At 48.1% G+C, this 25,824-nt stretch carries 12 protein-coding genes, 1 tRNA gene and 1 pseudogene; 8 read left to right on the top strand and 6 right to left on the bottom strand.

Annotated features, from left to right (window positions below; genetic code table 11):
• Positions 1 to 64: 64 nt before the first annotated feature.
• The 8 genes and pseudogenes from glyS to KCG54_RS01105 all read left to right on the top strand — a co-directional run bounded on the left by glyS (position 65) and on the right by KCG54_RS01105 (position 19,988).
• Positions 65 to 2,206 carry a glycine--tRNA ligase subunit beta gene (glyS, locus tag KCG54_RS01070; RefSeq protein WP_254324387.1) on the top strand — a complete coding sequence of 714 codons (2,142 nt, stop codon included), beginning with the start codon at positions 65 to 67 and terminating at the stop codon, positions 2,204 to 2,206.
• Between the two features lie 168 nt (positions 2,207 to 2,374).
• On the top strand, positions 2,375 to 3,454 hold the full coding sequence (gene apbC / locus KCG54_RS01075) for an iron-sulfur cluster carrier protein ApbC (RefSeq protein WP_254324388.1): 1,080 nt from the start codon (positions 2,375 to 2,377) through the stop codon (positions 3,452 to 3,454).
• 60 nt (positions 3,455 to 3,514) lie between these two features.
• A tRNA-Lys gene (locus KCG54_RS01080) sits at positions 3,515 to 3,590 on the top strand.
• Between the two features lie 587 nt (positions 3,591 to 4,177).
• The gene (locus KCG54_RS01085) at positions 4,178 to 4,660 is read left to right on the top strand and encodes a hypothetical protein (RefSeq protein ID WP_254324389.1); all 483 of its coding nucleotides are present in this window, start codon (positions 4,178 to 4,180) and stop codon (positions 4,658 to 4,660) included.
• Positions 4,661 to 4,682: 22 nt separating this feature from the next.
• Positions 4,683 to 15,098 carry a hypothetical protein gene (locus KCG54_RS01090; RefSeq protein WP_254324390.1) on the top strand — a complete coding sequence of 3,472 codons (10,416 nt, stop codon included), beginning with the start codon at positions 4,683 to 4,685 and terminating at the stop codon, positions 15,096 to 15,098.
• A gap of 168 nt (positions 15,099 to 15,266) precedes the next feature.
• Positions 15,267 to 16,529 (top strand): TolC family protein, encoded by a 1,263-nt coding sequence (locus tag KCG54_RS01095; RefSeq protein WP_254324391.1) that lies wholly within the window; start codon positions 15,267 to 15,269, stop codon positions 16,527 to 16,529.
• Positions 16,530 to 16,556: 27 nt separating this feature from the next.
• A pseudogene (locus KCG54_RS01100) lies at positions 16,557 to 18,710 on the top strand (type I secretion system permease/ATPase); the annotation flags it as partial.
• A gap of 45 nt (positions 18,711 to 18,755) precedes the next feature.
• Positions 18,756 to 19,988 (top strand): HlyD family type I secretion periplasmic adaptor subunit, encoded by a 1,233-nt coding sequence (locus tag KCG54_RS01105; protein WP_254324973.1) that lies wholly within the window; start codon positions 18,756 to 18,758, stop codon positions 19,986 to 19,988.
• A 61-nt stretch (positions 19,989 to 20,049) separates the two neighbouring features.
• Here KCG54_RS01105 and KCG54_RS01110 read toward each other — a convergent pair whose 3' ends face one another.
• From KCG54_RS01110 to KCG54_RS01135, 6 genes are all read right to left on the bottom strand, one after another.
• Positions 20,050 to 21,303 carry an ABC transporter permease gene (locus KCG54_RS01110; RefSeq protein ID WP_254324392.1) on the bottom strand — a complete coding sequence of 418 codons (1,254 nt, stop codon included), beginning with the start codon at positions 21,301 to 21,303 and terminating at the stop codon, positions 20,050 to 20,052.
• Positions 21,300 to 22,214 (bottom strand): ABC transporter ATP-binding protein, encoded by a 915-nt coding sequence (locus tag KCG54_RS01115; protein ID WP_254324393.1) that lies wholly within the window; start codon positions 22,212 to 22,214, stop codon positions 21,300 to 21,302. The genes KCG54_RS01110 and KCG54_RS01115 overlap by 4 nt, the downstream gene beginning before the upstream one ends.
• Positions 22,215 to 22,241: 27 nt before the next feature.
• On the bottom strand, positions 22,242 to 22,985 hold the full coding sequence (locus KCG54_RS01120; RefSeq protein WP_254324394.1) for an SH3 domain-containing protein: 744 nt from the start codon (positions 22,983 to 22,985) through the stop codon (positions 22,242 to 22,244).
• Positions 22,986 to 23,030: 45 nt separating this feature from the next.
• On the bottom strand, positions 23,031 to 23,774 hold the full coding sequence (locus KCG54_RS01125) for an SH3 domain-containing protein (RefSeq protein ID WP_254324395.1): 744 nt from the start codon (positions 23,772 to 23,774) through the stop codon (positions 23,031 to 23,033).
• An 81-nt stretch (positions 23,775 to 23,855) separates the two neighbouring features.
• Positions 23,856 to 24,854 carry a BtrH N-terminal domain-containing protein gene (locus KCG54_RS01130; protein ID WP_254324396.1) on the bottom strand — a complete coding sequence of 333 codons (999 nt, stop codon included), beginning with the start codon at positions 24,852 to 24,854 and terminating at the stop codon, positions 23,856 to 23,858.
• Positions 24,855 to 24,925: 71 nt separating this feature from the next.
• Positions 24,926 to 25,798 (bottom strand): RnfABCDGE type electron transport complex subunit B, encoded by an 873-nt coding sequence (locus tag KCG54_RS01135; RefSeq protein ID WP_432761015.1) that lies wholly within the window; start codon positions 25,796 to 25,798, stop codon positions 24,926 to 24,928.
• Positions 25,799 to 25,824 lie beyond the last annotated feature (26 nt).

Consider the following 25,824-nt stretch of genomic DNA (forward strand, 5'->3'; position numbering starts at 1 on the left):
TTAACCTTGCATCTGAAACCGCATCATGCCGTTTCAGATGCCAAACCTATTTAACGATAAGCACATGACAACCCAAACCCTTTTAATCGAGCTTCTCACTGAAGAACTCCCGCCAAAAGCCCTCAATAATCTGGGCAACCATTTTGCCGCTTCCGTTGCCGAAGGCTTGGAAAAAGCGCAACTGATTGACGGCGTAGCCGAATACACTGCCTACGCTTCTCCGCGCCGTTTGGCCGTTCAAGTCAAAAACGTGAAAGCCGTTCAAGCCGATCAAAAAATCGTGAAAAAAGGCCCGGCCGTGGCGAATGCCATGAAAGACGGTGTGCCGACTAAGGCTTTGGAAGGTTTTGCGCGCGGTGCGGGTGCGAAAATCGAAGACCTGACCATCATCAACGACGGCAAGCAAGACGTGTACGCCTACGAATACGTCCAAACCGGCAAACCGCTGGGCGAGCTTTTGGAAGACATCATCAATGCCGCAGTGAAAAAATTGCCGATTCCGAAAGTCATGCGTTGGGGCAGCAGCACATTCACCTTCGTGCGCCCTGTACACAGCCTGATCGTGCTGCACGGTGGCGACATCGTCAACGTCAGCGTTTTGGGTTTGCAAAGCGGCAACAAAACACTGGGTCACCGCTTCCTCTCCAGCGGCGAAATCGCCATTGAAAATGCCGACAGCTACGCCGTACAAATGCGTGAGCAAGGCAAAGTTGTCGCTTCGTTTGCCGAACGCAAAGCCGCCATTCAGACGGCCTTGAACAAACAGGCAGGCCGTCTGAACGCGACCGTTGCCGCCGATGAAGCCTTGTTGGACGAAGTGACCGCATTGGTCGAATGGCCTGTAGTATTGGAAGCCGGTTTTGAAGAACACTTCCTCGCCGTACCGCAAGAATGCTTGATTCTGACCATGCAGCAAAACCAAAAATACTTCCCACTGCTCGACCAAAACGGCAAGCTGATGAACCGCTTCCTGCTGGTGTCCAACCTGCAAACCGAAGATCCGTCACACATCATCCAAGGCAACGAACGCGTCTTGCGCGCGCGCCTGTCTGATGCCGAGTTCTTCTACAAGCAAGACCAAAAAGCGACTTTGGAAAGCCGCCTGCCCAAGCTGGCGAACGTGGTTTATCACAACAAAATCGGTTCGCAAGCCGAACGCATCGAACGCCTTCAAAGCATCGCCGCCCACATTGCCAAAGCACTGGGTGCGGATGCCGCCGCAGCCGAGCGCGCCGCACGTTTGGCCAAAGCCGACTTGGTCACCGAAATGGTCGGCGAGTTCCCCGAATTGCAAGGCACGATGGGCAAATACTACGCACGTTTGGATGGTGAAACCGAAGAAATCGCCGAAGCCATCGAGCAGCACTATCAACCGCGTTTTGCAGGAGATAGGCTACCTGAAAGCAAAATTGCTATCGCTGTTGCGCTTGCCGACAAGCTAGAAACCTTAGTTGGTATTTGGGGTATCGGACAAATTCCTACAGGTGATAAAGATCCTTACGCCTTGCGTCGTGCCACATTGGGTATTTTACGGATACTAATGTTACCTGAGTGTAAAGGAGATCAATTAGGATTAGGTCAGTTAATTAATGAAACATATCAAACCTTTCCTCGTGGTTGGAAAGATATGGCAAATTCCTTGGAACAGCGACATTTTTTGTCCAACATAGCCTCTTTCATAGAGACCCGTTTAGCAATTCTTTTACAAAATGAATATTCGCAAGACGTAATCTCAGCAGTTTTGAAAGGTCCAAAACAAACTCCTGAAGAAAGTAAACAGGGAGTAAGTCGTTGGTTTCATAAGCTATATAATCTCCATGCCAAGCTGCAAGCCGTCGCCGCGTTCAAACAACTGCCCGAAGCCGCCGCGCTCGCCGCTGCCAACAAACGCGTGCAAAACCTGCTGAAAAAAGCCGATGCCGCGCTGGGCGAAGTCGATGAAAGCCTGCTGCAACAGGACGAAGAAAAAGCCCTGTATGCCGCCGCGCAAGGTTTGCAGCCAAAAATCTCCGCTGCCGTCGCCGAAGGCAATTTCCAGACCGCCTTATCCGAACTGGCTTCCGTCAAACCGCAAGTCGATGCCTTCTTTGACGGCGTGATGGTGATGGCTGAAGATCCCGCCGTAAAACAAAACCGCCTGAACCTGCTGAACCGCTTGGCAGAACAAATGAACGCAGTTGCCGACATTGCGCTCTTGAGCGAATAAGGCCGCGTTTCAGTTGACCCGCTTTTCAGGCTGCCCGATGATTCAGGCAGCCTGAAGTTTTTCGGGCGTATCCCTTACATGGCGTTCATTCAAGGGTATAATTCAGCAGATTTGTCAGGCAGGCAAATCGCGCACATCAAACAATTTCCCACATTCAAGAGGCAGATTATGAATATTCCAGCCATCCGAACCGCACTCGATGCCGTGTTGATTCCCACCACAATACGCACTTTGGGCAGCGAAAAAGCCGTTTCGCTTCTGGAAGAGCATTCAGACGGCCTGCATATCGGCCTGAAATTCGCGTTCCCAGTTGCCCATATTGCCGTAGACATTGCTAACGCCCTCCAAGAAGCCGTCATTTCGCATACCGGCGATACCCACATTCACTTGAGTATCGATACCGAAATCGGTACGCATAAAGTTCAACCCGGCGTAGCAACCATCAAAGGCGTGAAAAACATTATCGCCGTTGCATCGGGCAAAGGCGGCGTCGGCAAATCAACGACCACAGCCAACCTTGCCACCGCAATGGCCAGAATGGGCGCGCGCGTCGGCGTACTCGATGCCGACCTGTACGGCCCAAGCCAGCCCACCATGCTCGGCGTACAAGACCGCAAACCCGATCAACAAAACAAAAAACTCATTCCCGTTGAAGCCGAAAGCGGCATTCAAGTGATGTCCATTGGTTTCCTGGTCGATACCGACCAAGCCATCGTTTGGCGTGGCCCGATGGTCAGCCAAGCCTTGCAACAGCTTATGTTCCAAAGCGAGTGGGACAATGTCGATTATCTCTTCATTGACCTGCCGCCCGGTACCGGCGATATCCAATTGACCCTGTCGCAAAAAATCCCCGTGACCGGCTCCGTTGTCGTCACCACGCCGCAAGACATCGCCCTGATTGATGCACGCAAAGCCGTGGATATGTTCAACAAAGTCAATATTCCGATTTTGGGTGTTTTGGAAAACATGTCTGTCCATATTTGCACCAATTGCGGCCATGCCGAAGCAATCTTTGGCGCAGAAGGCGGTAAAAACCTGGCAGAGCGTTTAAACGTACCGTTGCTCGGCCAACTTCCCTTGAGCCTGCCTGTACGCGAAGCCATGGACAGCGGCACATCTTCGGCCTTGTTTGAAAACAACCAAACCATCGCCGACATCTACACCGAAGCCGCATTCCAAATCGCGCTGGCCATTGCCGATAAAGGCAAAGACTTCAGCGGCCGCTTCCCGAAAATCGTCGTCGAATAAAAAAAGTTTAAAAAAGGTGTTGACAGCTGTGCGACCCATCTCTATAATACACAGCTTATCGGGTCGTTAGCTCAGTCGGTAGAGCAGCGGACTTTTAATCCGTTGGTCGAGCGTTCGAATCGCTCACGACCCACCAAATATGAAAACCTGCTTTGAAAAAAGCAGGTTTTTTTACGTTTGGAGTTTAAGCAAGGGATGGTTTTAGATGATGTTTCGCCAGTAATGAGGCTATCAGGAAATCATAGTTTATAGTTTTATGCTGTTGTTTTAAGAGAAATATTGGAAAATTGGATATTTAGATTTTAAGTCTATTGTAAAAGTTTCTTTACAATATAATCTTAATTATCTTTATAAAAATATTAATAATAAATAAGGTAATTATTTTTCTCAGTTAGTTGGATTTTCTTAAATTACATTAAATTTCAAATAATTATATTTTTTTTAATATATTAGTTAAATGTGTGAAATAAAGTTTGTTTACTAATGAAATTTTTTGTAAATGCTGATTAAATATAAAACCCAAGTTACTATTTATAAAGTTTTTATAAGCATGTTATTTTTATTACAAATGGTAGATATAATAGTGGTATATGCGAGTTGCGTGATTGAAGGTTATGGTAAAGTAAAGCTGAAATTTTATGTTAAGTAATTTGCATATGATATCTAAAACAGAGGGTGGATTTATGTCCATTCTATTTAATTGCTTAATTGCGAGGAATGTAAATGATGCAACGTTTAAAACTGACGGTTGCAGCAGCCTTAGCTGTATCCGTGCTGTCTGCCTGTACATTAAGTAACAACAGATGGTCAAACTTTGACAACCACTCATCTCAAATTAAACCGCAAGTAAATCAAGCCGGATTGGTTTTCTATCGTGTCGATACGGGCGTAAACCCAACGGCAGTCAATATTAAAGTTAATGGCGAATACCTATCGTCTCTCCAAGTAGGCGGTTTTGCAAAAACAGAAATTTGCGCCAAACCTACAACTTTCGAAGCGCATTACGTAGCAGCCAAGCCTGCAACAAGACTCAACGGAAGCCTAACAGAACAATCAGTGCACTATTATCAAATTGATGCAACAAACGTTTCAGTGCCTCAAATCAAAGAGGTTGATGCAGCAACAGCACAAGAAGCATTAAAGAAACTTAAGCATCAAGCCCACACAATTTCACGCATTAACGAAACAGCCTGTGCGGCCAACTAAACAAATTTAAAAGGGAAAATCCATGTCAAAGAATATCAGCGTAAAAATCAATAGTGGCAACGAAACCGTTGAGACCGTCAAACTGAACACAACGAATAAAAAAGTCATTATCAAAGCGCAACCGAATGTGAACTACGAATTGGTTGACGACAATACCCAGTACGCTCCTGAAACTATCGATACCAAACGTATTGGTAACGACCTTCACATTGCGTTTGAAGGCACCGACATTAATCAAGAATCCGATTTGGTACTGGAAGGCTATTACGAAAACAACAATACCGAATTGCTTTTGGGTAAGGCAGAAAACGGACAATACTATGCCTATGTACCGCAAAGCGGCGTTGAAAGTGATGCGGTTACCTTGTTGGCAGAACAAGTATTTGCCCCTCAGGCATTGGGTGGTAACAGTGTAGCAACACCATTTTGGGCATTTAATCCTAATTGGCTGTGGGCTGCAGCCGGAGTGGCCGCAGTAGGTGGCATTATTGCAGCTGCAAGTGGTGGAAAGGGATCTAGTAATCCTGACACCACTGCACCGGCTAAACCAGCTGTGACAGCGAAAGACAATGGTTCAGTAGAAGTGACTCCTCCGGCAGATGCGGATACCAAGTCTGTAGAAGTGAGCTATACCGATGAAGCGGGCACACCGAAAACAGCAACCTTGACTAAAGGTGAAGATGGCAACTGGACTTCAAACAACCCAGATGTTGCGGTAGACCCAGCAACTGGCAAAGCAACCATCCCAGCAGATAAAGTGAAAGATGGCTCTCCAGTGACTGCGAAAGCAACGGACACTGCGGGTAATGCAGGTGAAGAAGGTACAGCGAATGCAGGTAATAATCCTGACACGACTGCACCGGCCAAACCGACTGTTGAAGCGAAAGACAACGGTTCAGTAGAAGTGACACCTCCTGCAGATGCGGATACCAAGTCTGTAGAAGTGAGCTACACCGATGAAGCAGGTACACCGAAAACTGCAACCTTAACCAAAGGTGAAGATGGTACTTGGACTTCAAACAACCCAGATGTTGCGGTAGACCCAGCGACTGGCAAAGCAACCATCCCAGCAGATAAAGTGAAAGATGGCTCTCCAGTGACTGCGAAAGCAACTGACACTGCAGGTAACACAGGTGAAGAAGGTACAGCGAATGCAGGTAATAATCCTGACACGACTGCACCAAGCGCACCGGAAGTGACCCCATCTACCACTGATGGCTCAGTGACTGTGAAAGTGCCTGGCGATGCCCAAGTAGGTGATACTGTAGAAGTGACAGTCACCCCTGAAGGTTCTGACACCTCAGAAAAAGTGACCTTGACCAAACAGGCAGACGGCAGCTGGACTTCTGATAAACCAGCGATCGTACCAAACGTTAAAGCAGGCAAAGACAGCACCACTATTCCACAAGACAAAGTGAAAGATGGTTCTGAAGTAACTGCACAGGCGAAAGATCCATCTGGTAACGAAAGCACCCCAGTTAAAGCCAACGCAGGTAATAACGCTGCGACTCCTGACACGACTGCACCAAGCGCACCGGAAGTGACCCCATCTACTACCGATGGCTCAGTGGCTGTGAAAGTGCCTGGCGATGCCCAAGTAGGTGATACTGTAGAAGTGACAGTCACCCCTGAAGGTTCTGACACCCCAGAAAAAGTGACCTTAACTAAACAGGCAGACGGCAGCTGGACATCAGACAAACCTGAAACAGTACCAAACGTTGAAGCAGGTAAAGACAGCACCACTATTCCACAAGACAAAGTGAAAGATGGTTCTGAAGTAACTGCACAGGCGAAAGATCCATCTGGTAACGAAAGCACCCCAGTTAAAGCCAACGCAGGCAATAACGCTGCGACTCCTGATACGACTGCACCGGCTAAACCGACAGTTGAAGCGAAAGACAACGGTTCAGTGGAAGTGACTCCTCCTGCAGATGCGGATACCAAGTCTGTAGAAGTGGGCTACACCGATGAAGCGGGCACACCGAAAACCGCCACCTTAACCAAAGGTGACGACGACAACTGGACTTCAAACAATCCGGATGTTGCGGTAGACCCAGCGACTGGCAAAGCAACCATCCCAGCAGATAAAGTGAAAGATGGCTCTCCAGTGACTGCGAAAGCGACTGACACTGCAGGTAACACAGGTGAAGAAGGTACAGCGAATGCAGGTAATAATCCTGACACGACTGCACCAAGCGCACCGGAAGTGACTCCATCAACTACCGATGGCTCAGTGACTGTGAAAGTGCCAAGTGATGCCCAAACAGGTGATACTGTAGAAGTAACAGTCACCCCTGAAGGTTCTGATACCCCAGAAAAAGTGACCTTAACTAAACAGGCAGACGGCAGCTGGACATCAGACAAACCTGAAACAGTACCAAACGTTGAAGCAGGTAAAGACAGCACCACTATTCCACAAGACAAAGTGAAAGATGGTTCTGAAGTAACTGCACAGGCGAAAGATCCATCTGGTAACGAAAGCACCCCAGTTAAAGCCAACGCAGGTAATAACGCTGCGACTCCTGATACGACTGCACCGGCTAAACCGACAGTTGAAGCGAAAGACAACGGTTCAGTGGAAGTGACTCCTCCTGCAGATGCGGATACCAAGTCTGTAGAAGTGGGCTACACCGATGAAGCGGGCACACCGAAAACCGCCACCTTAACCAAAGGTGACGACGACAACTGGACTTCAAACAATCCGGATGTTGCGGTAGACCCAGCGACTGGCAAAGCAACCATCCCAGCAGATAAAGTGAAAGATGGCTCTCCAGTGACTGCGAAAGCGACTGACACTGCAGGTAACACAGGTGAAGAAGGTACAGCGAATGCAGGTAATAATCCTGACACGACTGCACCAAGCGCACCGGAAGTGACTCCATCAACTACCGATGGCTCAGTGACTGTGAAAGTGCCAAGTGATGCCCAAACAGGTGATACTGTAGAAGTAACAGTCACCCCTGAAGGTTCTGATACCCCAGAAAAAGTGACTTTAACTAAACAGCCGGATGGCAGCTGGACATCAGACAAACCTGAAACAGTGCCAAACGTTGAAGCAGGTAAAGACAGCACCACTATTCCACAAGACAAAGTGAAAGATGGTTCTGAAGTAACTGCACAGGCGAAAGATCCATCTGGTAACGAAAGCACCCCAGTTAAAGCCAACGCAGGTAATAACGCTGCGACTCCTGACACGACTGCACCAAGCGCACCGGAAGTGACTCCATCAACTACCGATGGCTCAGTGACTGTGAAAGTGCCTGGCGATGCCCAAACAGGTGATACTGTAGAAGTAACAGTCACCCCTGAAGGTTCTGATACCCCAGAAAAAGTGACCTTGACCAAACAGGCAGACGGCAGCTGGACTTCAGATAAACCTGAAACAGTACCAAGCGTTGAAGCAGGTAAAGACAGCACCACTATTCCACAAGACAAAGTGAAAGATGGTTCTGAAGTAACTGCACAGGCAAAAGATCCGTCTGGTAACGAAAGCACCCCAGTTAAAGCCAACGCAGGCAATAACGCTGCGGCTCCTGACACGACTGCACCGGCTAAACCGACTGTTGAAGCAAAAGACAACGGTTCAGTGGAAGTGACACCTCCGGCAGATGCGGATACCAAGTCTGTAGAAGTGAGCTACACCGATGAAGCGGGTACACCGAAAACTGCTACATTAACCAAAGGTGAAGATGGTGCTTGGACTTCAAACAACCCAGATGTTGCGGTAGACCCAGCGACCGGCAAAGCAACCATCCCAGCAGATAAAGTGAAAGATGGCTCTCCAGTGACTGCGAAAGCAACGGACACTGCAGGTAACACAGGTGAAGAAGGTACAGCGAATGCAGGTAATAATCCTGACACGACTGCACCAAGCGCACCGGAAGTGACTCCATCAACTACCGATGGCTCAGTGACTGTGAAAGTGCCAAGTGATGCCCAAACAGGTGATACTGTAGAAGTAACAGTCACCCCTGAAGGTTCTGATACCCCAGAAAAAGTGACCTTGACCAAACAGGCAGACGGCAGCTGGACTTCAGACAAACCTGAAACAGTGCCAAACGTTGAAGCAGGTAAAGACAGCACCACTATTCCACAAGACAAAGTGAAAGATGGTTCTGAAGTAACTGCACAGGCAAAAGATCCGTCTGGTAACGAAAGCACCCCAGTTAAAGCCAACGCAGGCAATAACGCTGCGGCTCCTGACACGACTGCACCGGCTAAACCGACTGTTGAAGCAAAAGACAACGGTTCAGTGGAAGTGACACCTCCGGCAGATGCGGATACCAAGTCTGTAGAAGTGAGCTACACCGATGAAGCGGGTACACCGAAAACTGCTACATTAACCAAAGGTGAAGATGGTGCTTGGACTTCAAACAACCCAGATGTTGCGGTAGACCCAGCGACCGGCAAAGCGACCATTCCAGCGGATAAAGTGAAAGATGGCTCTCCGGTGACTGCGAAAGCAACTGACACTGCGGGTAACACAGGTGAAGAAGGTACTGTAAATGCGGGCAACAACCCAGCAACAGCAGATACCACTGCACCGGCTAAACCGACTGTTGAAGCGAAAGACAACGGCTCAGTGGAAGTGACTCCTCCTGCAGATGCGGATACCAAGTCTGTAGAAGTGAGCTACACCGATGAAGCGGGCACACTGAAAACCGCCACCTTAACCAAAGGTGACGACGGCAACTGGACTTCAAACAATCCGGATGTTGCGGTAGACCCAGCGACTGGCAAAGCAACCATCCCAGCAGATAAAGTGAAAGATGGCTCTCCGGTGACTGCGAAAGCAACGGACACTGCGGGTAATGCAGGTGAAGAAGGTACAGCGAATGCAGGTAATAATCCTGACACGACTGCACCAAGCGCACCGGAAGTGACTCCATCAACTACCGATGGCTCAGTGACTGTGAAAGTGCCTGGCGATGCCCAAACAGGTGATACTGTAGAAGTAACAGTCACCCCTGAAGGTTCTGATACCCCAGAAAAAGTGACCTTGACCAAACAGGCAGACGGCAGCTGGACTTCAGATAAACCTGAAACAGTACCAAGCGTTGAAGCAGGTAAAGACAGCACCACTATTCCACAAGACAAAGTGAAAGATGGTTCTGAAGTAACTGCACAGGCAAAAGATCCGTCTGGTAACGAAAGCACCCCAGTTAAAGCCAACGCAGGCAATAACGCTGCGGCTCCTGACACGACTGCACCAAGCGCACCGGAAGTGACCCCATCTACCACTGATGGCTCAGTGACTGTGAAAGTGCCTGGCGATGCCCAAGCAGGTGATACTGTAGAAGTGACCGTCACCCCTGAAGGTTCTGACACCCCAGAAAAAGTGACCTTGACCAAACAGGCAGACGGCAGCTGGACATCAGACAAACCTGAAACAGTGCCAAGCGTTGAAGCAGGCAAAGACAGCACCACTATTCCACAAGACAAAGTGAAAGATGGTTCTGAAGTAACTGCACAGGCGAAAGATCCATCTGGTAACGAAAGCACCCCAGTTAAAGCCAACGCAGGTAATAACGCTGCGACTCCTGACACGACTGCACCAAGCGCACCGGAAGTGACTCCATCAACTACCGATGGCTCAGTGACTGTGAAAGTGCCTGGCGATGCCCAAACAGGTGATACTGTAGAAGTAACAGTCACCCCTGAAGGTTCTGATACCCCAGAAAAAGTGACCTTGACCAAACAGGCAGACGGCAGCTGGACTTCAGATAAACCTGAAACAGTACCAAGCGTTGAAGCAGGTAAAGACAGCACCACTATTCCACAAGACAAAGTGAAAGATGGTTCTGAAGTAACTGCACAGGCAAAAGATCCGTCTGGTAACGAAAGCACCCCAGTTAAAGCCAACGCAGGCAATAACGCTGCGGCTCCTGACACGACTGCACCGGCTAAACCGACTGTTGAAGCGAAAGACAACGGCTCGGTGGAAGTGACTCCTCCGGCAGATGCGGATACCAAGTCTGTAGAAGTGGGCTACACAGATGAAGCGGGTACACCGAAAACTGCTACCTTAACCAAAGGTGAAGACGGCAACTGGACTTCAAACAACCCAGATGTTGCGGTAGACCCAGCGACCGGCAAAGCAACCATCCCAGCAGATAAAGTGAAAGATGGCTCTCCAGTGACTGCGAAAGCAACGGACACTGCAGGTAACACAGGTGAAGAAGGTACAGCGAATGCAGGTAATAATCCTGACACGACTGCACCAAGCGCACCGGAAGTGACTCCATCAACTACCGATGGCTCAGTGACTGTGAAAGTGCCAAGTGATGCCCAAACAGGTGATACTGTAGAAGTAACAGTCACCCCTGAAGGTTCTGATACCCCAGAAAAAGTGACCTTGACCAAACAGGCAGACGGCAGCTGGACTTCAGACAAACCTGAAACAGTGCCAAACGTTGAAGCAGGTAAAGACAGCACCACTATTCCACAAGACAAAGTGAAAGATGGTTCTGAAGTAACTGCACAGGCAAAAGATCCGTCTGGTAACGAAAGCACCCCAGTTAAAGCCAACGCAGGCAATAACGCTGCGGCTCCTGACACGACTGCACCGGCTAAACCGACTGTTGAAGCAAAAGACAACGGTTCAGTGGAAGTGACACCTCCGGCAGATGCGGATACCAAGTCTGTAGAAGTGAGCTACACCGATGAAGCGGGTACACCGAAAACTGCTACATTAACCAAAGGTGAAGATGGTGCTTGGACTTCAAACAACCCAGATGTTGCGGTAGACCCAGCGACCGGCAAAGCGACCATTCCAGCGGATAAAGTGAAAGATGGCTCTCCGGTGACTGCGAAAGCAACTGACACTGCGGGTAACACAGGTGAAGAAGGTACTGTAAATGCGGGCAACAACCCAGCAACAGCAGATACCACTGCACCGGCTAAACCGACTGTTGAAGCGAAAGACAACGGCTCAGTGGAAGTGACTCCTCCTGCAGATGCGGATACCAAGTCTGTAGAAGTGAGCTACACCGATGAAGCGGGCACACTGAAAACCGCCACCTTAACCAAAGGTGACGACGGCAACTGGACTTCAAACAATCCGGATGTTGCGGTAGACCCAGCGACTGGCAAAGCAACCATCCCAGCAGATAAAGTGAAAGATGGCTCTCCGGTGACTGCGAAAGCAACGGACACTGCGGGTAATGCAGGTGAAGAAGGTACAGCGAATGCAGGTAATAATCCTGACACGACTGCACCAAGCGCACCGGAAGTGACTCCATCAACTACCGATGGCTCAGTGACTGTGAAAGTGCCTGGCGATGCCCAAGCAGGTGATACTGTAGAAGTGACAGTTACCCCTGAAGGTTCTGACACCCCAGAAAAAGTGACCTTGACCAAACAGGCAGACGGCAGCTGGACATCAGATAAACCTGAAACAGTGCCAAACGTTGAAGCAGGCAAAGACAGCACCACTATTCCACAAGACAAAGTGAAAGATGGTTCTGAAGTAACTGCACAGGCGAAAGATCCGTCTGGTAACGACAGTGTTCCGGTAACAGCTCAAGCGGGTGAAAATGCAGATAAAACTGCACCTGGTAAACCAACTATTGAAGCGAAAATTAATGGTACTGTTGAAATTACCCCTCCAGCAGATGAAGATACTAAATCTGTTGAAGTGAACTACATCGATGAAGAGGGTAATCCGCAAACAGTAACTATTATTAAAGATGCTAATGAGGGTTGGATACCATCTGAACCATTTGATCTCTTGACCAATCCAGATGTTATCTTGCCAGATTCAGAGACCGGCAAAATAATACTTCCAGCAGATAAAGTGAAAGATGGCTCCCTAGTGAAAGCCTCGGCAACTGATAATGTTGGAAACAAAGGCGAAGAAGCTACTGAACATGCGGTTAGTAATCCGGATCTTCCGCCAGGAGAACCGGGAGTGGAGGCATTAGAAGATCGTTCTGTAAGAGTAACAATGCCAAATGACGCTGAAGTTGGAGATTTTGTTGTAATTAGACGAGCTACTTTTAACTTTAATGTTGGGGATAACGCTTATGATGATGGTGAGATTTTAGCTACTTTGACTAAACAACAGGACGGTAGCTGGATTTCAGATAAACCAGAGAATGTGCCGAGTGTTGATGTAGGTAATAATACTACTATTATTCCAGCTAATAAGCTTAAAGGATTTGCTAATGTACATATTTATACGGAAGATCCTGCAGGTAATACAAGCCCAGTACCGCTGGCTTATCTTCCTCTAGAAACAGCAGAGGTAACTGCAAAAACAGATGGTTCTGTAGAAATTACTCCTCCTGCAGCTCTATACGTTAAGTCTATGAAAGTACGTTATATCGATGAAGCAGGTAAGTCGAAAACTGCAACCTTAACGAAAGGTGAGGATGGTACTTGGACTTCGGACAGCCCAGATGTTGTGGTAGAGTCAGCAACTGGTAAAGCAACTATCCCAGCGGATAAAGTACAAGATGGCTCTGAGGTGGGAGCTGATGTAGCTGATGGTCAGGGTGTAAGCAGTAGAGAAAGCAAAGCTAATGCAGGTAACAACCCTGATACGACTGCACCGGCTAAACCGACTGTTGAAGCAAAAGACAACGGCTCAGTGGAAGTGACTCCTCCTGCAGATGCGGATACCAAGTCTGTAGAAGTGAGCTACACCGATGAAGCAGGCACACCGAAAACTGCAACCATTACTAAAGGTGCAGACGGCACTTGGACTTCAAACAACCCAGATGTTAAGGTAGAGTCAGCAACCGGCAAAGCAACTATCCCAGCGGATAAAGTACAAGATGGCTCACCGGTGAAAGCGAAGGCGACTGACACTGCGGGTAACACAGGTGAAGAAGGTACAGCGAATGCGGGTAATAACCCTGATACGACTGCACCGAGTGCACCAGAGGTAACCCCATCTACAGAAGATGGTTCAGTCACTGTGAAAGTACCAAGCGATGCAGAAGCAGGTGATACTGTAGAAGTAACAGTAACTCCTGAAGGTTCGGACGCCCCTGAAAAAGTGACTTTAACCAAAAATGCTGATGGTAGCTGGACTTCAAGCAACCCTACAACGTTACCAAATGTTGAAGCAGGTCAGAGCAGCACCACCATTCCACAAGACAAAGTGAAAGATGGCTCTCCAGTGACGGCTCAAGCGAAAGACCCTGCAGGCAACGAAAGTGCGGTTGTGACTCAACCGGCAGGTAACAATAAGGTTGTTAAACTTGAACTATCACTTGCAGAAGATACTGGTGCGTCTCGTAACGATAACTATACTAAAAATGGTAAAGTTAACGTGTCTGGTATTCCATCAGGTTCTGAATGGGAATACAGTACAGACGGCGGTCAAACTTGGAATTCTGGTTCTGGTAACTCGTTTACCTTACCAAACAACACCAAAGTAGGTGGTATTGCATACAGCTTACAAGCTCGTGTGAAAGGTAATGCGGCATCAACCAGCGACACCTTAAATATGACGCTTGACCAAAAAGCAGGTGAATTCCATGCGATTATTGATGGTAGTATGAATTTAATCGGAACAGCTGAGAAAAATTCAACGATTTCTATCAATAATAGAAGTGGTAAAGCAAATGCCAATGGTGAGTTTGAGTTTGCTACGGGTATTGCTTCAGGTGCAACAGCGAAGAAAGTACATTACTCTGTAATTGAAACAGACTTAGCGGGTAACTCTGTGTCTAAGGATGTTGCTTACACTTACTACCGTCGTGTTGGTGGTGGTTCCCATGAAACTTACGGTAACGAAAATGATGTTATCTTAATTGGTACTAAAGGTGGTACTGGTGACTTGGGTGCGTTGATTAGATCTAGCCTAACTACTGGTAGCGGTGATGATTCTGTCTATGCAACTGGGGTTCAATACCGTAGCAATACACTTGATATGGGGGACGGTAATGACTTCGCGAGTTTCCAAAACATTGCTGGTACTATAAACATGGGGGCTGGTAATGATATCCTTGAAGCTCGTCAGACAGGCAATGGGTTCTTCTATTTAGCTGGTGGTAATCCAACAATCAATATGGGGGCTGGTGATGACATCGTGAGAACATCTAGTACGATTAATACCAGAGCATCTATTGATGGAGGCAGTGATTTCGATACACTTCAATTTGTGAACCGAGATGGCAAAGCGATTACAACCACTATTTCAATGATCTCTAATTTTGAGAAAATTGATATTACCGGCACGTCAAACAACTCAGTTACTATCAGCGCAAGCGATGTTGATAGAAACCACAGTGCTAAAGCAACTGTTGATGCAAGTGGTAAATCTCATAACAACGTGTTAATTGTTGATGGTGATGCGGGTGATAAAGTGACCTTAAGTGGTATTAGCAAAGCTGCAAGCTCACAAGTTACTCATGAAGGCAATACTTATAATGTTTACAACACTGGTTCTAATGAACTTTGGGTTGATTCAGATATTACCGTTGCTTAATTTGTAACATCTATTAGAAAAACGCACCTTCGGGTGCGTTTTTTTATCTACTTTACACATTGAGGCCGTCTGAAAACCTTGTATTTTGTACTTTATTTAACTAATTTGATTTATAATTTCTAAAGTGAAAAAGTCTTATTTTCTGCACTAAAAAAGAGAAATTTGTTTATGAAAAATCCCCATCAGAAGTTTATTGCATTGCTACTGTATGGCATTTTGCAATCACCTTCAGCTTTTGCAGTGGAATTGGTCGATATACTTCGTTATTCGCTGCAAAACGACCCGACATTACAGGAAGCTAATGCTAATACAGAGGGTGCCTACAATGACATGAAAGCCTCAAGGGCCGGGCATTACCCGACTTTTTCTTTAACAGGACAAAATGTTTTGGCTCAGCGGCATACTTCAGACAATTCCAAAATGCGCGATGATCTAGGGATTAAATCGCGCTTGAATTTGTATGCTTGGGGCGGTATTCAGGCTGCTGTCGAACGCGACAAGCATAAAATGGAGTATTACCAATACAAATATTATGAGACCCGAGAGGAGTTAGCCAATACAATCAGTACGCTTTATCTGACTGCGTTACGTGCGAAAGAGTCAATAGCGATTGCTAAGAGAAACATCAAACGCCATGAAAAATTTTTGGCTGACTTACGTATTATTAGTAAATATGATCCAGGTCGCCGTTCAGAAAAGACTCAAGCAGAATCTCGCTATTTGCAGACTTTGTCGAATGAAGCTAATTTACAAAAAACTTTATCAGTGGCTTTGAGCAAGCTGAATAAATACAGTGCTAAGAAATTAACTGAGAAAGATATTGTCGATCCATTTGGTAAACAGAATGCAGATCAGTTGATTGCTTCTTTTGATAAGGCGCAGGCAAAAGAGCATCCAAGCGTGAAAGCGCAGGAGTCGGAATACAACAGCGCATTATCTGATATTAAGGTAAACAAGGCCTCAAGATACCCCTCTATTAATTTAGAAGGTAGTGCGACGCATCGCGATAGAAGCATTGCTGTAACAATGAGTTGGGATTTTTATAACAAATCTTCTGATTATTCTGTCAAAAAAAGCCATGCGGTAGCATTATCGGCAAAATCGCGTTCAGATGAATTGCTACGGGATATTCAAGAACGTGCGGAAACGGCGAAAGTGGATATGAAACAGAACGAACGCCGTGCCAAAATTGCGAAACTGTTGATTGCAACACAATCAAAAGTGGCAAAAGACTATGAGCAGCAGTTTTATATTGCAAATCGAACATTGTTGGATGTCTTGGATTCGTATGCGGAACTGGCATCAACTGAAACCAACTATATCGAGGCGCAAAACGACTACCGAGATGCAGCGGTTGCGTATCTGCTTGCCAAAGCCAGCTTGGCCAAGTGGGCTAAAGTGCCGGATTTTAATGCAAACGGCCATTTTTGATTTGTCGTTATTTTGTAGATAGATTTTATGAATTCAATTATTAAACATTTAGCCATTGCAACAAAATTGCTTAATCAACCTGTTGCAGAAGAGGCTCTTGCAGCAAACATTGCTAGAGAACGAAATTTAAATGCCAATATCCAATCGTTGAGTGAAGTTTTACGCAGTTATGGGTTTGAAAACCATATTTCCCGTCGCAAACTGATTGAGATCCCTTCACTTGCGATGCCTGTAGTCATTATTCTCCATAATGATGAAGCTGCAGTTGTCAGTGAGGTAAAAGGGCGAGGAGAAGAGCGTGTTTATGTCATCCGTTCTGGGGATGCGCCGGCACATGAAGTCAGTCATAAAGAGCTTGAAACTCAATATTTGGGGTTTTGTTGGTTCATTAAACCCAAGTTGACTGCAGACCACCGCTCTGAGTTGCCAGAGTACCATTTGCCTAAAGCATGGTTTTGGAAAGTGATTGGACGGTTTAAAAAGTATTATTACCAAGTAATCTTAGCATCGTTCCTTATCAATATTTTGGCATTGGTCAGTTCGCTGTATGTCATGAATGTATATGACCGTGTAATTCCAAATCAGGCTTACTCTACTTTGTGGGTGCTGAGTATTGGCGTATTTTTGGCGATTGTCTTCGAGTTTATCGGTAAAATGATACGTTCGCGTCTGACAGATATTGCGGGTAAAAAGGCAGATTTAATTATTAGTTCTGCGTTGTTCAGACGTGTGATGGCTTTACGTCTGATTGAGCGTCCGATTTCATCCGGTTCATATGCCAACAATTTGCGGGATTTTGAAGCTGTACGTGAATTTATGACCAGCGCTAGTTTGTTGGTTTTGGTTGATGCGCCGTTTTTGTTACTTTTCTTGTTTGTAATATTTATTATTGGCGGAAAACTTGTAATCGTACCAATCATTACCTGTATTTTGGTAATTGTGGTTTCTTTTGCGGTTCAGCCTATGTTGGCTAAACGCATTAATGAAAGTATGAAAGAAAGCTCACAACGTCAAGGTTTGGCTGTTGAGGCCGTAGAAGGTATCGAAACACTTAAAGTCAACAATGCGACTAACTGGGCACAGCAGCGTTGGGATAAGTTGAATGCTGTGACGGCAGCCAGCTCAATGAAAGTTAAAGAAATTAATGAGTTTGTATCCAACTTTACCGTAGGCCTACAGCAGCTTAATACCGTGGGTTTGGTTGTTTTAGGTACTTATTTGATTCATGACAGCGTAGTTGAGGCACGTATTACGATGGGTGCGGTGATTGCATCAGTCATCCTTTCCGGTCGTGCACTCTCTTCATTAGGCAAAATTGCCGGATTGGCTATACGTTTCCAACAGGCAAAAAATGCGCTTCATGGTATCAATGCGATTGTTGAAAGACCGATTGAGCGTGACCCTGAGCGCGCCTATGTAACACTTGATCAAGTTCAGGGACAGCTTACTTTTGATAATGTTGTATTCAAATATAATGAAGATACACAACCTGCTATCTCCAATCTTAATCTGATCATCCGCCCTGGTGAGAAAGTTGCCATTTTAGGACGGATTGGCAGCGGTAAAAGTACTTTATTAAAGTTGGCCAGTGGCCTGTATGATCCGACAGGAGGCAATATTTTGCTGGATAACGTGGACATCCGCCAAATTGATCCGAATTTTCTGCGTGATAAAGTTGCTTTGCTGAATCAATCTCCAAGATTATTCCTCGGTACATTGCGAGAGAACTTGGACTTGGGCCGTATGAATGGGTATTCAACTGATCAGGAATTGCTGGGGGCATTGCACAATTTCCATTTGGATCAGCTTGTTCGTAATCATCCTAAAGGTTTGGATATGCCTTTGGGTGAAGATGGCTTAGGGCTCTCAGGCGGACAAAAACAAATTGTATCGCTGGTACGTTTGACGCTCTCTCACCCTCGTGTAGTGTTGCTGGATGAACCGACAACCGGTTTGGATGAGCAGACAGAACGTCAGGCCTTGGGTGTCTTGGCTCAATGGGCGCATGATAAAACCGTTGTTGTTGTTACGCATCGCTTGCAGGTTCTTCCTATGGTTAATCGTGTTGTGGTGGTTGATAACGGCCGTGTCATTATCGACGGACCCCGCGATGCGGTGATTGCTAAATTACGTGAGAATGAAGAACGCCAAGCCCAAGCAGTACAGGCACAAGCTCAAAAAGCGGCACAAGTTGCAGCTGAAAAAAAGAAGGAAAAGGGAATTAATATGTCAAATCAGCAATCGGAACATATCGATCAAGAAGATTTAAAGCTGATTAATGATTTAAGTGCAGCTTTACAGTCTGAAAAACATACAGGTTATTTTGCAGTTATCAGTTTGTTTCTGTCTTTTGTCATTGTCTTCATTGTATGGGCTTATTTCAGTCCGCTTGAAGAAGTGACACAAGGACAGGGAAGGATTATTCCGAGTAGCCGTGAACAGATTGTGCAGAGCTTAGATCCAGGAACGATTCAAGAAATGTTGGTTAAAGAGGGCGATACTGTCGAAAAAGGCCAGGTCCTCTTGAAATTGGATGATACTCGAAGTTCGGCCATTTTGCGCGAAAGTCAGGCAAAAGTAGAAAATTTGGAAGCAATGGCTGCCCGTCTGAAAGCTGAAGCCTACAATAGTAAATTGACTTTTCCTGAAGGCATTTCTTCTGAGTTGAAAAAACGTGAAGAAGCTGCCTATATTTCTCGTCGTAAGGCAATGGAAGAGCAAGTTTCCGGTTTGCGGCAAAGTAAGGCGGCTTTGGACAAACAGATTTCAATTGTCAGTCCTATGGTTCAAAGAGGTGTTATGTCTCAGGTTGAGCTATTGCGTATGCAACGTGATTCACAGGATTTGGCTGTACAAATCACTGAGCGCCAAAACCGTTACACGACAGATGCAAGTAACGAATTGGTTAAAACCGAAGCTGAGCTTGCACAAGCTAAGGAAAATATGGCCATGCGTGCTGACCCGGTTGATCGTTCACAAATTCGTGCACCGATGAAAGGTATTGTGAAAAATATCCGTATTAATACTATTGGTGGTGTGGTCAATGCCGGACAGGATATTTTGGAAATTGTACCAATTGAGGATAACCTTTTGGTTGAAGCCTATATCCGCCCGAATGACGTGGCCTTCATTCGACCAGGGTTACCTGCTGTAGTGAAATTAACGGCTTATGATTATGCTATTTATGGTGGTCTGGAAGGTAAAGTTATTTTGATTAGTCCGGATACATTGAGTGATGAGAAACGCAATACCGGTGATTTGAAACTGAATATGAATAATGTATATTACCGTATTTTGGTTCAAACTTCTGGCAGCAAGCTATTGGATAAGAACGGAAAAGAAATGCCAATTATTCCAGGTATGGTGGCAACAGTTGATGTGAAAACTGGTGAGAAGACTGTGTTCCAATACTTGATCAAACCAATTACTAGAATGAAGCAGGCATTGCGGGAACGCTAGAATAAAAAAGCAGTATGCATAGCATACTGCTTTTTTATTGGGTAAAAGTATATCAATAGGTTTAAAACCTTACCTGCGTCTGCAACTGCCTACGATAAACCAGCACGGCGGCGGTCAGAGTGGTGGCGGAGAAGGCGGACAACAGGATGAGATAACGGCCGATTCCGTCCAGTCCGCTGCGGTTGAGCAGCAATTCCTGAAAAGCCTTCAAGCCCCAAGCCATCGGGGAAATCCAAGTGAGTTGCTGCATGGTTTCGGGCATGACGTGGGCGGGCACCATAATGCCGCCGATTGCCGCCATCAGGATAATGCCGCCGCCACCGAGGACGACGGCGTGTTCGGTGGATTTGGCGCAGACGCTGATTAGAAGCGCGTAGCCGAGTGCGGCGGCGCTGACGGCGGCGGACAGCAGCGCGTAGGGAACAAGGCTGCCGTTGAGTATGAGGGCGGGCACGCCGATTTCGGGCAGCAGGTAGCGGCCGAGCAACAGCATTCCGACAAACTGAAGCTGGTTAATCAGGAAATAGGGGATGAGTTTGGCGGCAATCAGGCCGGACGCGGAGGCGCGGGCGAGGCGCAGGCGGGTGATGGTGTTGGTCTGGCGTTCCAGCGCCATGACGTTCGACAGCGGTATCATTATGAAAAACATACCGAAAATCAGCCATGCGGGAACGCTATGTTGTACAGCGTTGGGTTTTTCTACCGTGCCGCTGCCTGCGCTCAGGTAATGCTCTTCCAGCATTTTCTTATCTAAAAAGCTGCGCACGGCGGCAAATTGTTCGTCGTTTTTTTCATCCACTTTTTTCTGGATGTCTTTGCGGATGGCGCGGGGCAGTTTTTTATTGTCGATTTTGATGCCGTCGTTGTTGTCGAAATAGGCGTCCAGCCGCGTTTCGGTGTAGTGCTGCTGCAAAACGCCTTTAACTGCTGCCAGCCATGAAGGCTCGGTATCGGGCGGTACATAGATTTGCAGGGCTTTGTCGTCGGCGATTTTTCCGGAAGCGGAGTTCGGGTTGTGCAGCACCAGTTGGAAACGTTTGTCGTGCAGGCCGTTTTGCGCGTCGGTCAGTTTTTCAGACGGCATCAGTGTGACATGGATTTGCTCTTTTTCCAGCGCGGCGGCCAGCGCGGTATTGATACTATCGTTTGCTATGCCAACCAGCGCAATACGGCTGTCGGTGTGTGGGTCTTGGTCGCGGCTCAGCGCCAACGACATAATCAGCATGAAGGCGATGGGCATCACAAACAACACGGCCAAACCGTGCAGGTCTCGGCAGAGCAGTTTGAGTTCTTTGAGGAGGGAGGAAATCGTCATTGTGGATTTTGCTTATCTGTTGCCGGTTCGTCTTTGCGCAGGAAATCAAGGTAAAACGTTTCTAGCGAACCGTGTCCCTGCTGGAAGTAGCGGATTTGTGCGCCGCTTTGTTGCAGGGCGGCGTAAACGGCGGCGGCATCGTGCGTCGTTTCCATCATGCCGCGGCTGTCCACTTGCTTGGCACCCAAAGCGGTCAGCGTTTGAGGCAGCAGTGGCGGTTCGACGGTAAAGCGCACGACACCTGTTTGCGTACTTAAAAGCTCGTCCAAACCGCCGTGGTACACCAGCTTGCCGTGTTGCAGCAGCGCGATTTTGTCGCAAAGCTGCTCAATTTCCGACAGATAGTGTGAGGTATAAACCACGGTTACTCCCTGCCGTGTCAAATCCGCCACGCTGTCGAGGATAAAGCGGCGCGACTGAGGGTCGATGCCGACCGTGATTTCGTCGAGGAACACTAGTTGCGGCGTGTTAATCAGGCCGATAGCAAAATTCAGACGACGTTTAAGCCCGCCCGAAAGATGCTTCGCTACTTTGTTTTTGTGGGCGGTCAGGTCGGTCTGTTCCAACAGTGCGTTCAGACGGCCTTTGTCGCGCACTTTGTAAAGCGAGGCGAAAAACAGCAGGTTGTCCCACACAGAAAGCTGCGGATAAAACGCAAAATCCTGCGGCACCAAACCGATTTTCTGCCGCTCGCTGCGGCTCAATAGGCGCAACGGCTTGCCGTCAAACAAAATTTCGCCCTGCCGTACTTCCTGCAAGCCGGCCAAAAGCGACATCAGCGTCGTTTTCCCCGCACCGTTGTGGCCGAGCAGCCCCAAACATTCGCCGTCGGCAATATCGAACGACACATTGTCCAGCGCGGCGGTTTCAGCTTTGGGATAATGGTGGGAGAGGGATTGGATTTGAATCATGGTTTCAGACGGCCTTTCGAGCGATATTTAAATCGCAGCACCCCATAAATAACGGCGCTGGAATTTGCCGTCCTTAAATATAAAGCAGACGCCGAAAGGATCGCCGTCCGAACCTTGTCTGCCGAACAGGTAAAGCGTCTTATCGCTGTGGCGGTAATAGGCTTTCCAGCCTTGATATACATTGCTGCCGCGTGCAGTGGCGGCAAAATCGGGCGAGAACAGTCCTTGCAGTTCGGCAGCGGGAACCGCTTGACCGTTCAGAGTGATGCGTTCAAGTGCGAACACGCTTTTGGAAATCATAGAGTCCATGCCATAGAACGGCTTGCCTTGATAGAGCCGCGCGGTGTATTTGTCTTTGCTGATGCCCGAGAAGTTGCTGCGTTTTGGATGGATGCGGCGGGCAGCGATGTGTACCGTTTGTCCGTTGCCGGACAAAGTCAGTGTATCGTCATGACCAGATTGTTCGCGCAGGCGGACGAAGTTTTTGTTGGAGGCGGGAAATATCAGACGGCTGTAATGGATAAAGCCGGAATCGTCGGCGCTTGCCTGTTGTAGCTGAACAAAACAGAAGTCCGATCTGTTTTCACTGAGTTCTTCCACACATTCCAAAGGTGTGCCGTTGGGAATTTTTGCCAAAACTTTGGCATTCAAATCGGGTCTTTTTCGTAAGTTGGTGTGTCCGTCGGCATCATGAACCAAGGCAAAGCCGTTCGGCGGCGCGGCATGGGTTAAGGCGGAACACAATAATAAGAGGGAAGCTAAGTAACGCATTTTTACCATTTCTTTGAGTTTTCAGACGACCTTTTCGAGCGATATTTAAATCGCAGCATTCCATAAATAGCGGCGCTGGAATTTGCCGTTCTTAAATATAAAGCAGACATCGAAACTACCCGCTCCCGAACCTTGTCTGCCGAACAGATAAAGTGTCTTATCACTGCTGCGGTAATAGGCTTCCCAGCCTTGATAGACATTGCTGCCGCGTGCAGTGGCGGCAAAATCGGGCGAGAAGAGTCCTTGCAGTTCGGCAGCGGGAACTGTTTGACTGTTCAGCGTGATACGTTCAAGCGCGAACACGCTTTTGGGAATGTCGTTCTCTGTACCATAGAAAGGTTTGCCTCGATAGAGCCGCGCGGTGTATTTGTCTTTGTTGATGCCCGAGAAGTCGCTGAGTTTTGGATAGATGCGGCGGGCAACGATGTGTACCGTTTGTCCGCTACCGGACAAAGTCAGCGTATCGTCGCGACCGGATTGTTCGCGCAGGCGGACGAAGTTTTTGTCAGCGGCGGGAAATATCAGACGGCTGTAATGGATGAAACCGTAGTCTTCTGCGGCAGGTTGTTGCAGCTGGGCAGTACAGAAAGTCAAACTGCCTTCGCCGCCATCACCCAAACATTTCAACGGCGTACCGTTGGGAATTTTTGCCAAGACTTTGGCATTCAAATCGGGGCTTTCGCGTAAGTTGGTGTGTCCGTCGGCATCATGCACCAAGGCAAAGCCGTTCGGCGGCGCAGCATGGGTTAGGGTGGAACACAATAATAGGAGTGTGGCTAAGTAACGCATTTTTATCTTTTCTTTGAGTTTTCAGACGACCTGATTTTAAAACTGTACGCGGCGGATTGAGTTATGCCGCATGATTCCCCATTATTTCAACAATCCCCGCCACAACGTTTCTTCATCGTCCGCAATCTTGCGCAAAAATGCGGCGATTTCGCGGCAGCCGTTTTCGGACGGCTTTTTGCACTGCTTCACGCACATTGCTGCAAACTGCCGCCATTGGTCGCCGATGGCGGTCATTTGTTCCGAGGCCGTCTGAAACGCGGGGTTGTCGCAGATACGGGCGGCCTGCTCGAGGAAATAGGCGTAGATGTAGCGGAAACCTGCGCCGCCGGTGCCGATTTCTTCCTGCATCCGCACGAGATGGCCGAGGAACAGTTTTTGGTATTTTGCATTTCGTTTGGCGGGCAGGGCTTCGATGTTTTTTGCCAACGTGCGGATGCCTTTGACGCCGACGAAAAAAACGGGCGGGAGCATTTGTTTGGCGTTTTTGTGTATGGCCTTGCGGATGATGGCGGGCAAGTCTGCCATGATTTTTTCAGACGGCCTGTTGTCTTCTAATGTGTACATCATGCCTTTTGCCGCCAATACGCCTTTGGCAAAGCGCGCCCGTTGCAAATCTTCGGTGGCGCAGCGTTGTACGGTTTCAAATACGGGGTCGCTGATGAGGTAGTCGTTACCGTCTTTGCCGTATACTAAAAGATTGTGTGCGTTGAAATGGAAGCGCATTTGCGGCGGAAAATAGGGCAGCCAGAAGACGGAGGTTTGCAAACCGGCCAGTTTGCCTAAGGATAGCGCGGCATCTAATGCGGCTTGTCCTCTTTGTGCGTCGGAAAATTTGCGGACAGACAATTTCAGCCCCAATGCCTTGCAGGTGTTTTTGATGATGCTGCGCGGCGCGGTACGGTAAGAAACCAGCGGCATGCCGTTTAATTTGATCAGCGGCATCCAGACAAATGTCAGCGCGTGGGCAATGCCGAAAATCATGGCTTCATCTAAATTGTGGCCATGGTATTTGAGCAGGGTGGACATCACACCGCTTTCGCAATGGGCGGTATGCTGGTGTGGAAATTCTTGTGCGTTCATAAAGTTATTGGTTTTCGTGCAATGTTTTCAGACGGCCTGATGCGGTCGGAATGGGTTTGTTGTTTTGGAAATCAGCGGGCTTCTTTGGCCGCTTCCTGCTCGGCTTTGTAGCGGCGCAGAAATTCGATGGCGGCGGCTTTTTCGGCTTCGTTGCCGTATTTGGCATCACGTTGGGCGCGGCGCAGTTCGGCGCGTTCTTTGGCTTCTTCGATTTGGCGCGCTTTGAAGTCTTCGCGGTTGTCGGAGGAGACGAGTTTGTCCTGCTGCGATTGCGCTTTGGCCATGGCTTTGGCAATCAAATCCATGGGGTTGAATGCGGCGTTTGGTGCGGCTGTTTGGGTTTGTGCCTGTGCGGCCTGTTTGGCTTTGACGGCGGCTTCGCGTTGCGCCAGCAGGGCTTCGCGTTGCGCCAGCAGGGCTTTGCGTTCGGCATCATCGCGCTGTTTGCGTGCGGTATGGCGTTCAAAACGGCTTTGAGCATGTTCGGCGGCAGCAAAGCGCGGTTCGGTAGAGGTGCTGAAACGGCGTGCGGACGGCAGGAAGGGCTGCGATACGGGAACCATGTCGATGCAGTCGACGGGACAGGGGGTAACGCACAAGCCGCAGCCGGTGCATTCGTCGCTGATGACGGTGTGCATCAGTTTGGACGCGCCCATAATGGCATCGACAGGGCAGGCGCGGATGCAGGCGGTACAGCCGATGCAGACGGCTTCGTCAATCAGGGCTACGGCTTTGATTTGTGTTTTTGCAGGCGCGAGGTATGGCTTGCCCAACAGGTCGGCAATGTCTTTCATGACGGTTTCCCCACCCGGTGCGCACAGGTTGACCGGCGCTTCTCCTGCCGACAGGGCGCGCGCATAGGGTAGGCAGCCTTCATAGCCGCACTCACGACATTGGGTTTGCGGCAACAGGCGGCTGATGCTTTGGATGGGAATGGTCATCATGGATAGTCAAAATCGAAAAGGTGCAT

Source organism: Neisseria subflava, assembly GCF_024205705.1.
Lineage (GTDB): Bacteria > Pseudomonadota > Gammaproteobacteria > Burkholderiales > Neisseriaceae > Neisseria > Neisseria subflava_D.

What these genes read in the sequence shown, in the direction of transcription:
- KCG54_RS01095 (WP_254324391.1), top strand. Translation starts at nt 15,267, where the DNA reads ATGAAAAATCCCCATCAGAAGTTTATTGCATTGCTACTGTATGGCATT.
- KCG54_RS01130 (WP_254324396.1), bottom strand. Translation starts at nt 24,854, where the DNA reads ATGAACGCACAAGAATTTCCACACCAGCATACCGCCCATTGCGAAAGC.
- KCG54_RS01115 (WP_254324393.1), bottom strand. Translation starts at nt 22,214, where the DNA reads ATGATTCAAATCCAATCCCTCTCCCACCATTATCCCAAAGCTGAAACC.
- KCG54_RS01120 (WP_254324394.1), bottom strand. Translation starts at nt 22,985, where the DNA reads ATGCGTTACTTAGCTTCCCTCTTATTATTGTGTTCCGCCTTAACCCAT.
- glyS (WP_254324387.1), top strand. Translation starts at nt 65, where the DNA reads ATGACAACCCAAACCCTTTTAATCGAGCTTCTCACTGAAGAACTCCCG.
- KCG54_RS01105 (WP_254324973.1), top strand. Translation starts at nt 18,756, where the DNA reads ATGTCAAATCAGCAATCGGAACATATCGATCAAGAAGATTTAAAGCTG.
- KCG54_RS01135 (WP_432761015.1), bottom strand. Translation starts at nt 25,798, where the DNA reads ATGATGACCATTCCCATCCAAAGCATCAGCCGCCTGTTGCCGCAAACC.
- KCG54_RS01110 (WP_254324392.1), bottom strand. Translation starts at nt 21,303, where the DNA reads ATGACGATTTCCTCCCTCCTCAAAGAACTCAAACTGCTCTGCCGAGAC.
- KCG54_RS01125 (WP_254324395.1), bottom strand. Translation starts at nt 23,774, where the DNA reads ATGCGTTACTTAGCCACACTCCTATTATTGTGTTCCACCCTAACCCAT.
- apbC (WP_254324388.1), top strand. Translation starts at nt 2,375, where the DNA reads ATGAATATTCCAGCCATCCGAACCGCACTCGATGCCGTGTTGATTCCC.
- KCG54_RS01090 (WP_254324390.1), top strand. Translation starts at nt 4,683, where the DNA reads ATGTCAAAGAATATCAGCGTAAAAATCAATAGTGGCAACGAAACCGTT.
- KCG54_RS01085 (WP_254324389.1), top strand. Translation starts at nt 4,178, where the DNA reads ATGATGCAACGTTTAAAACTGACGGTTGCAGCAGCCTTAGCTGTATCC.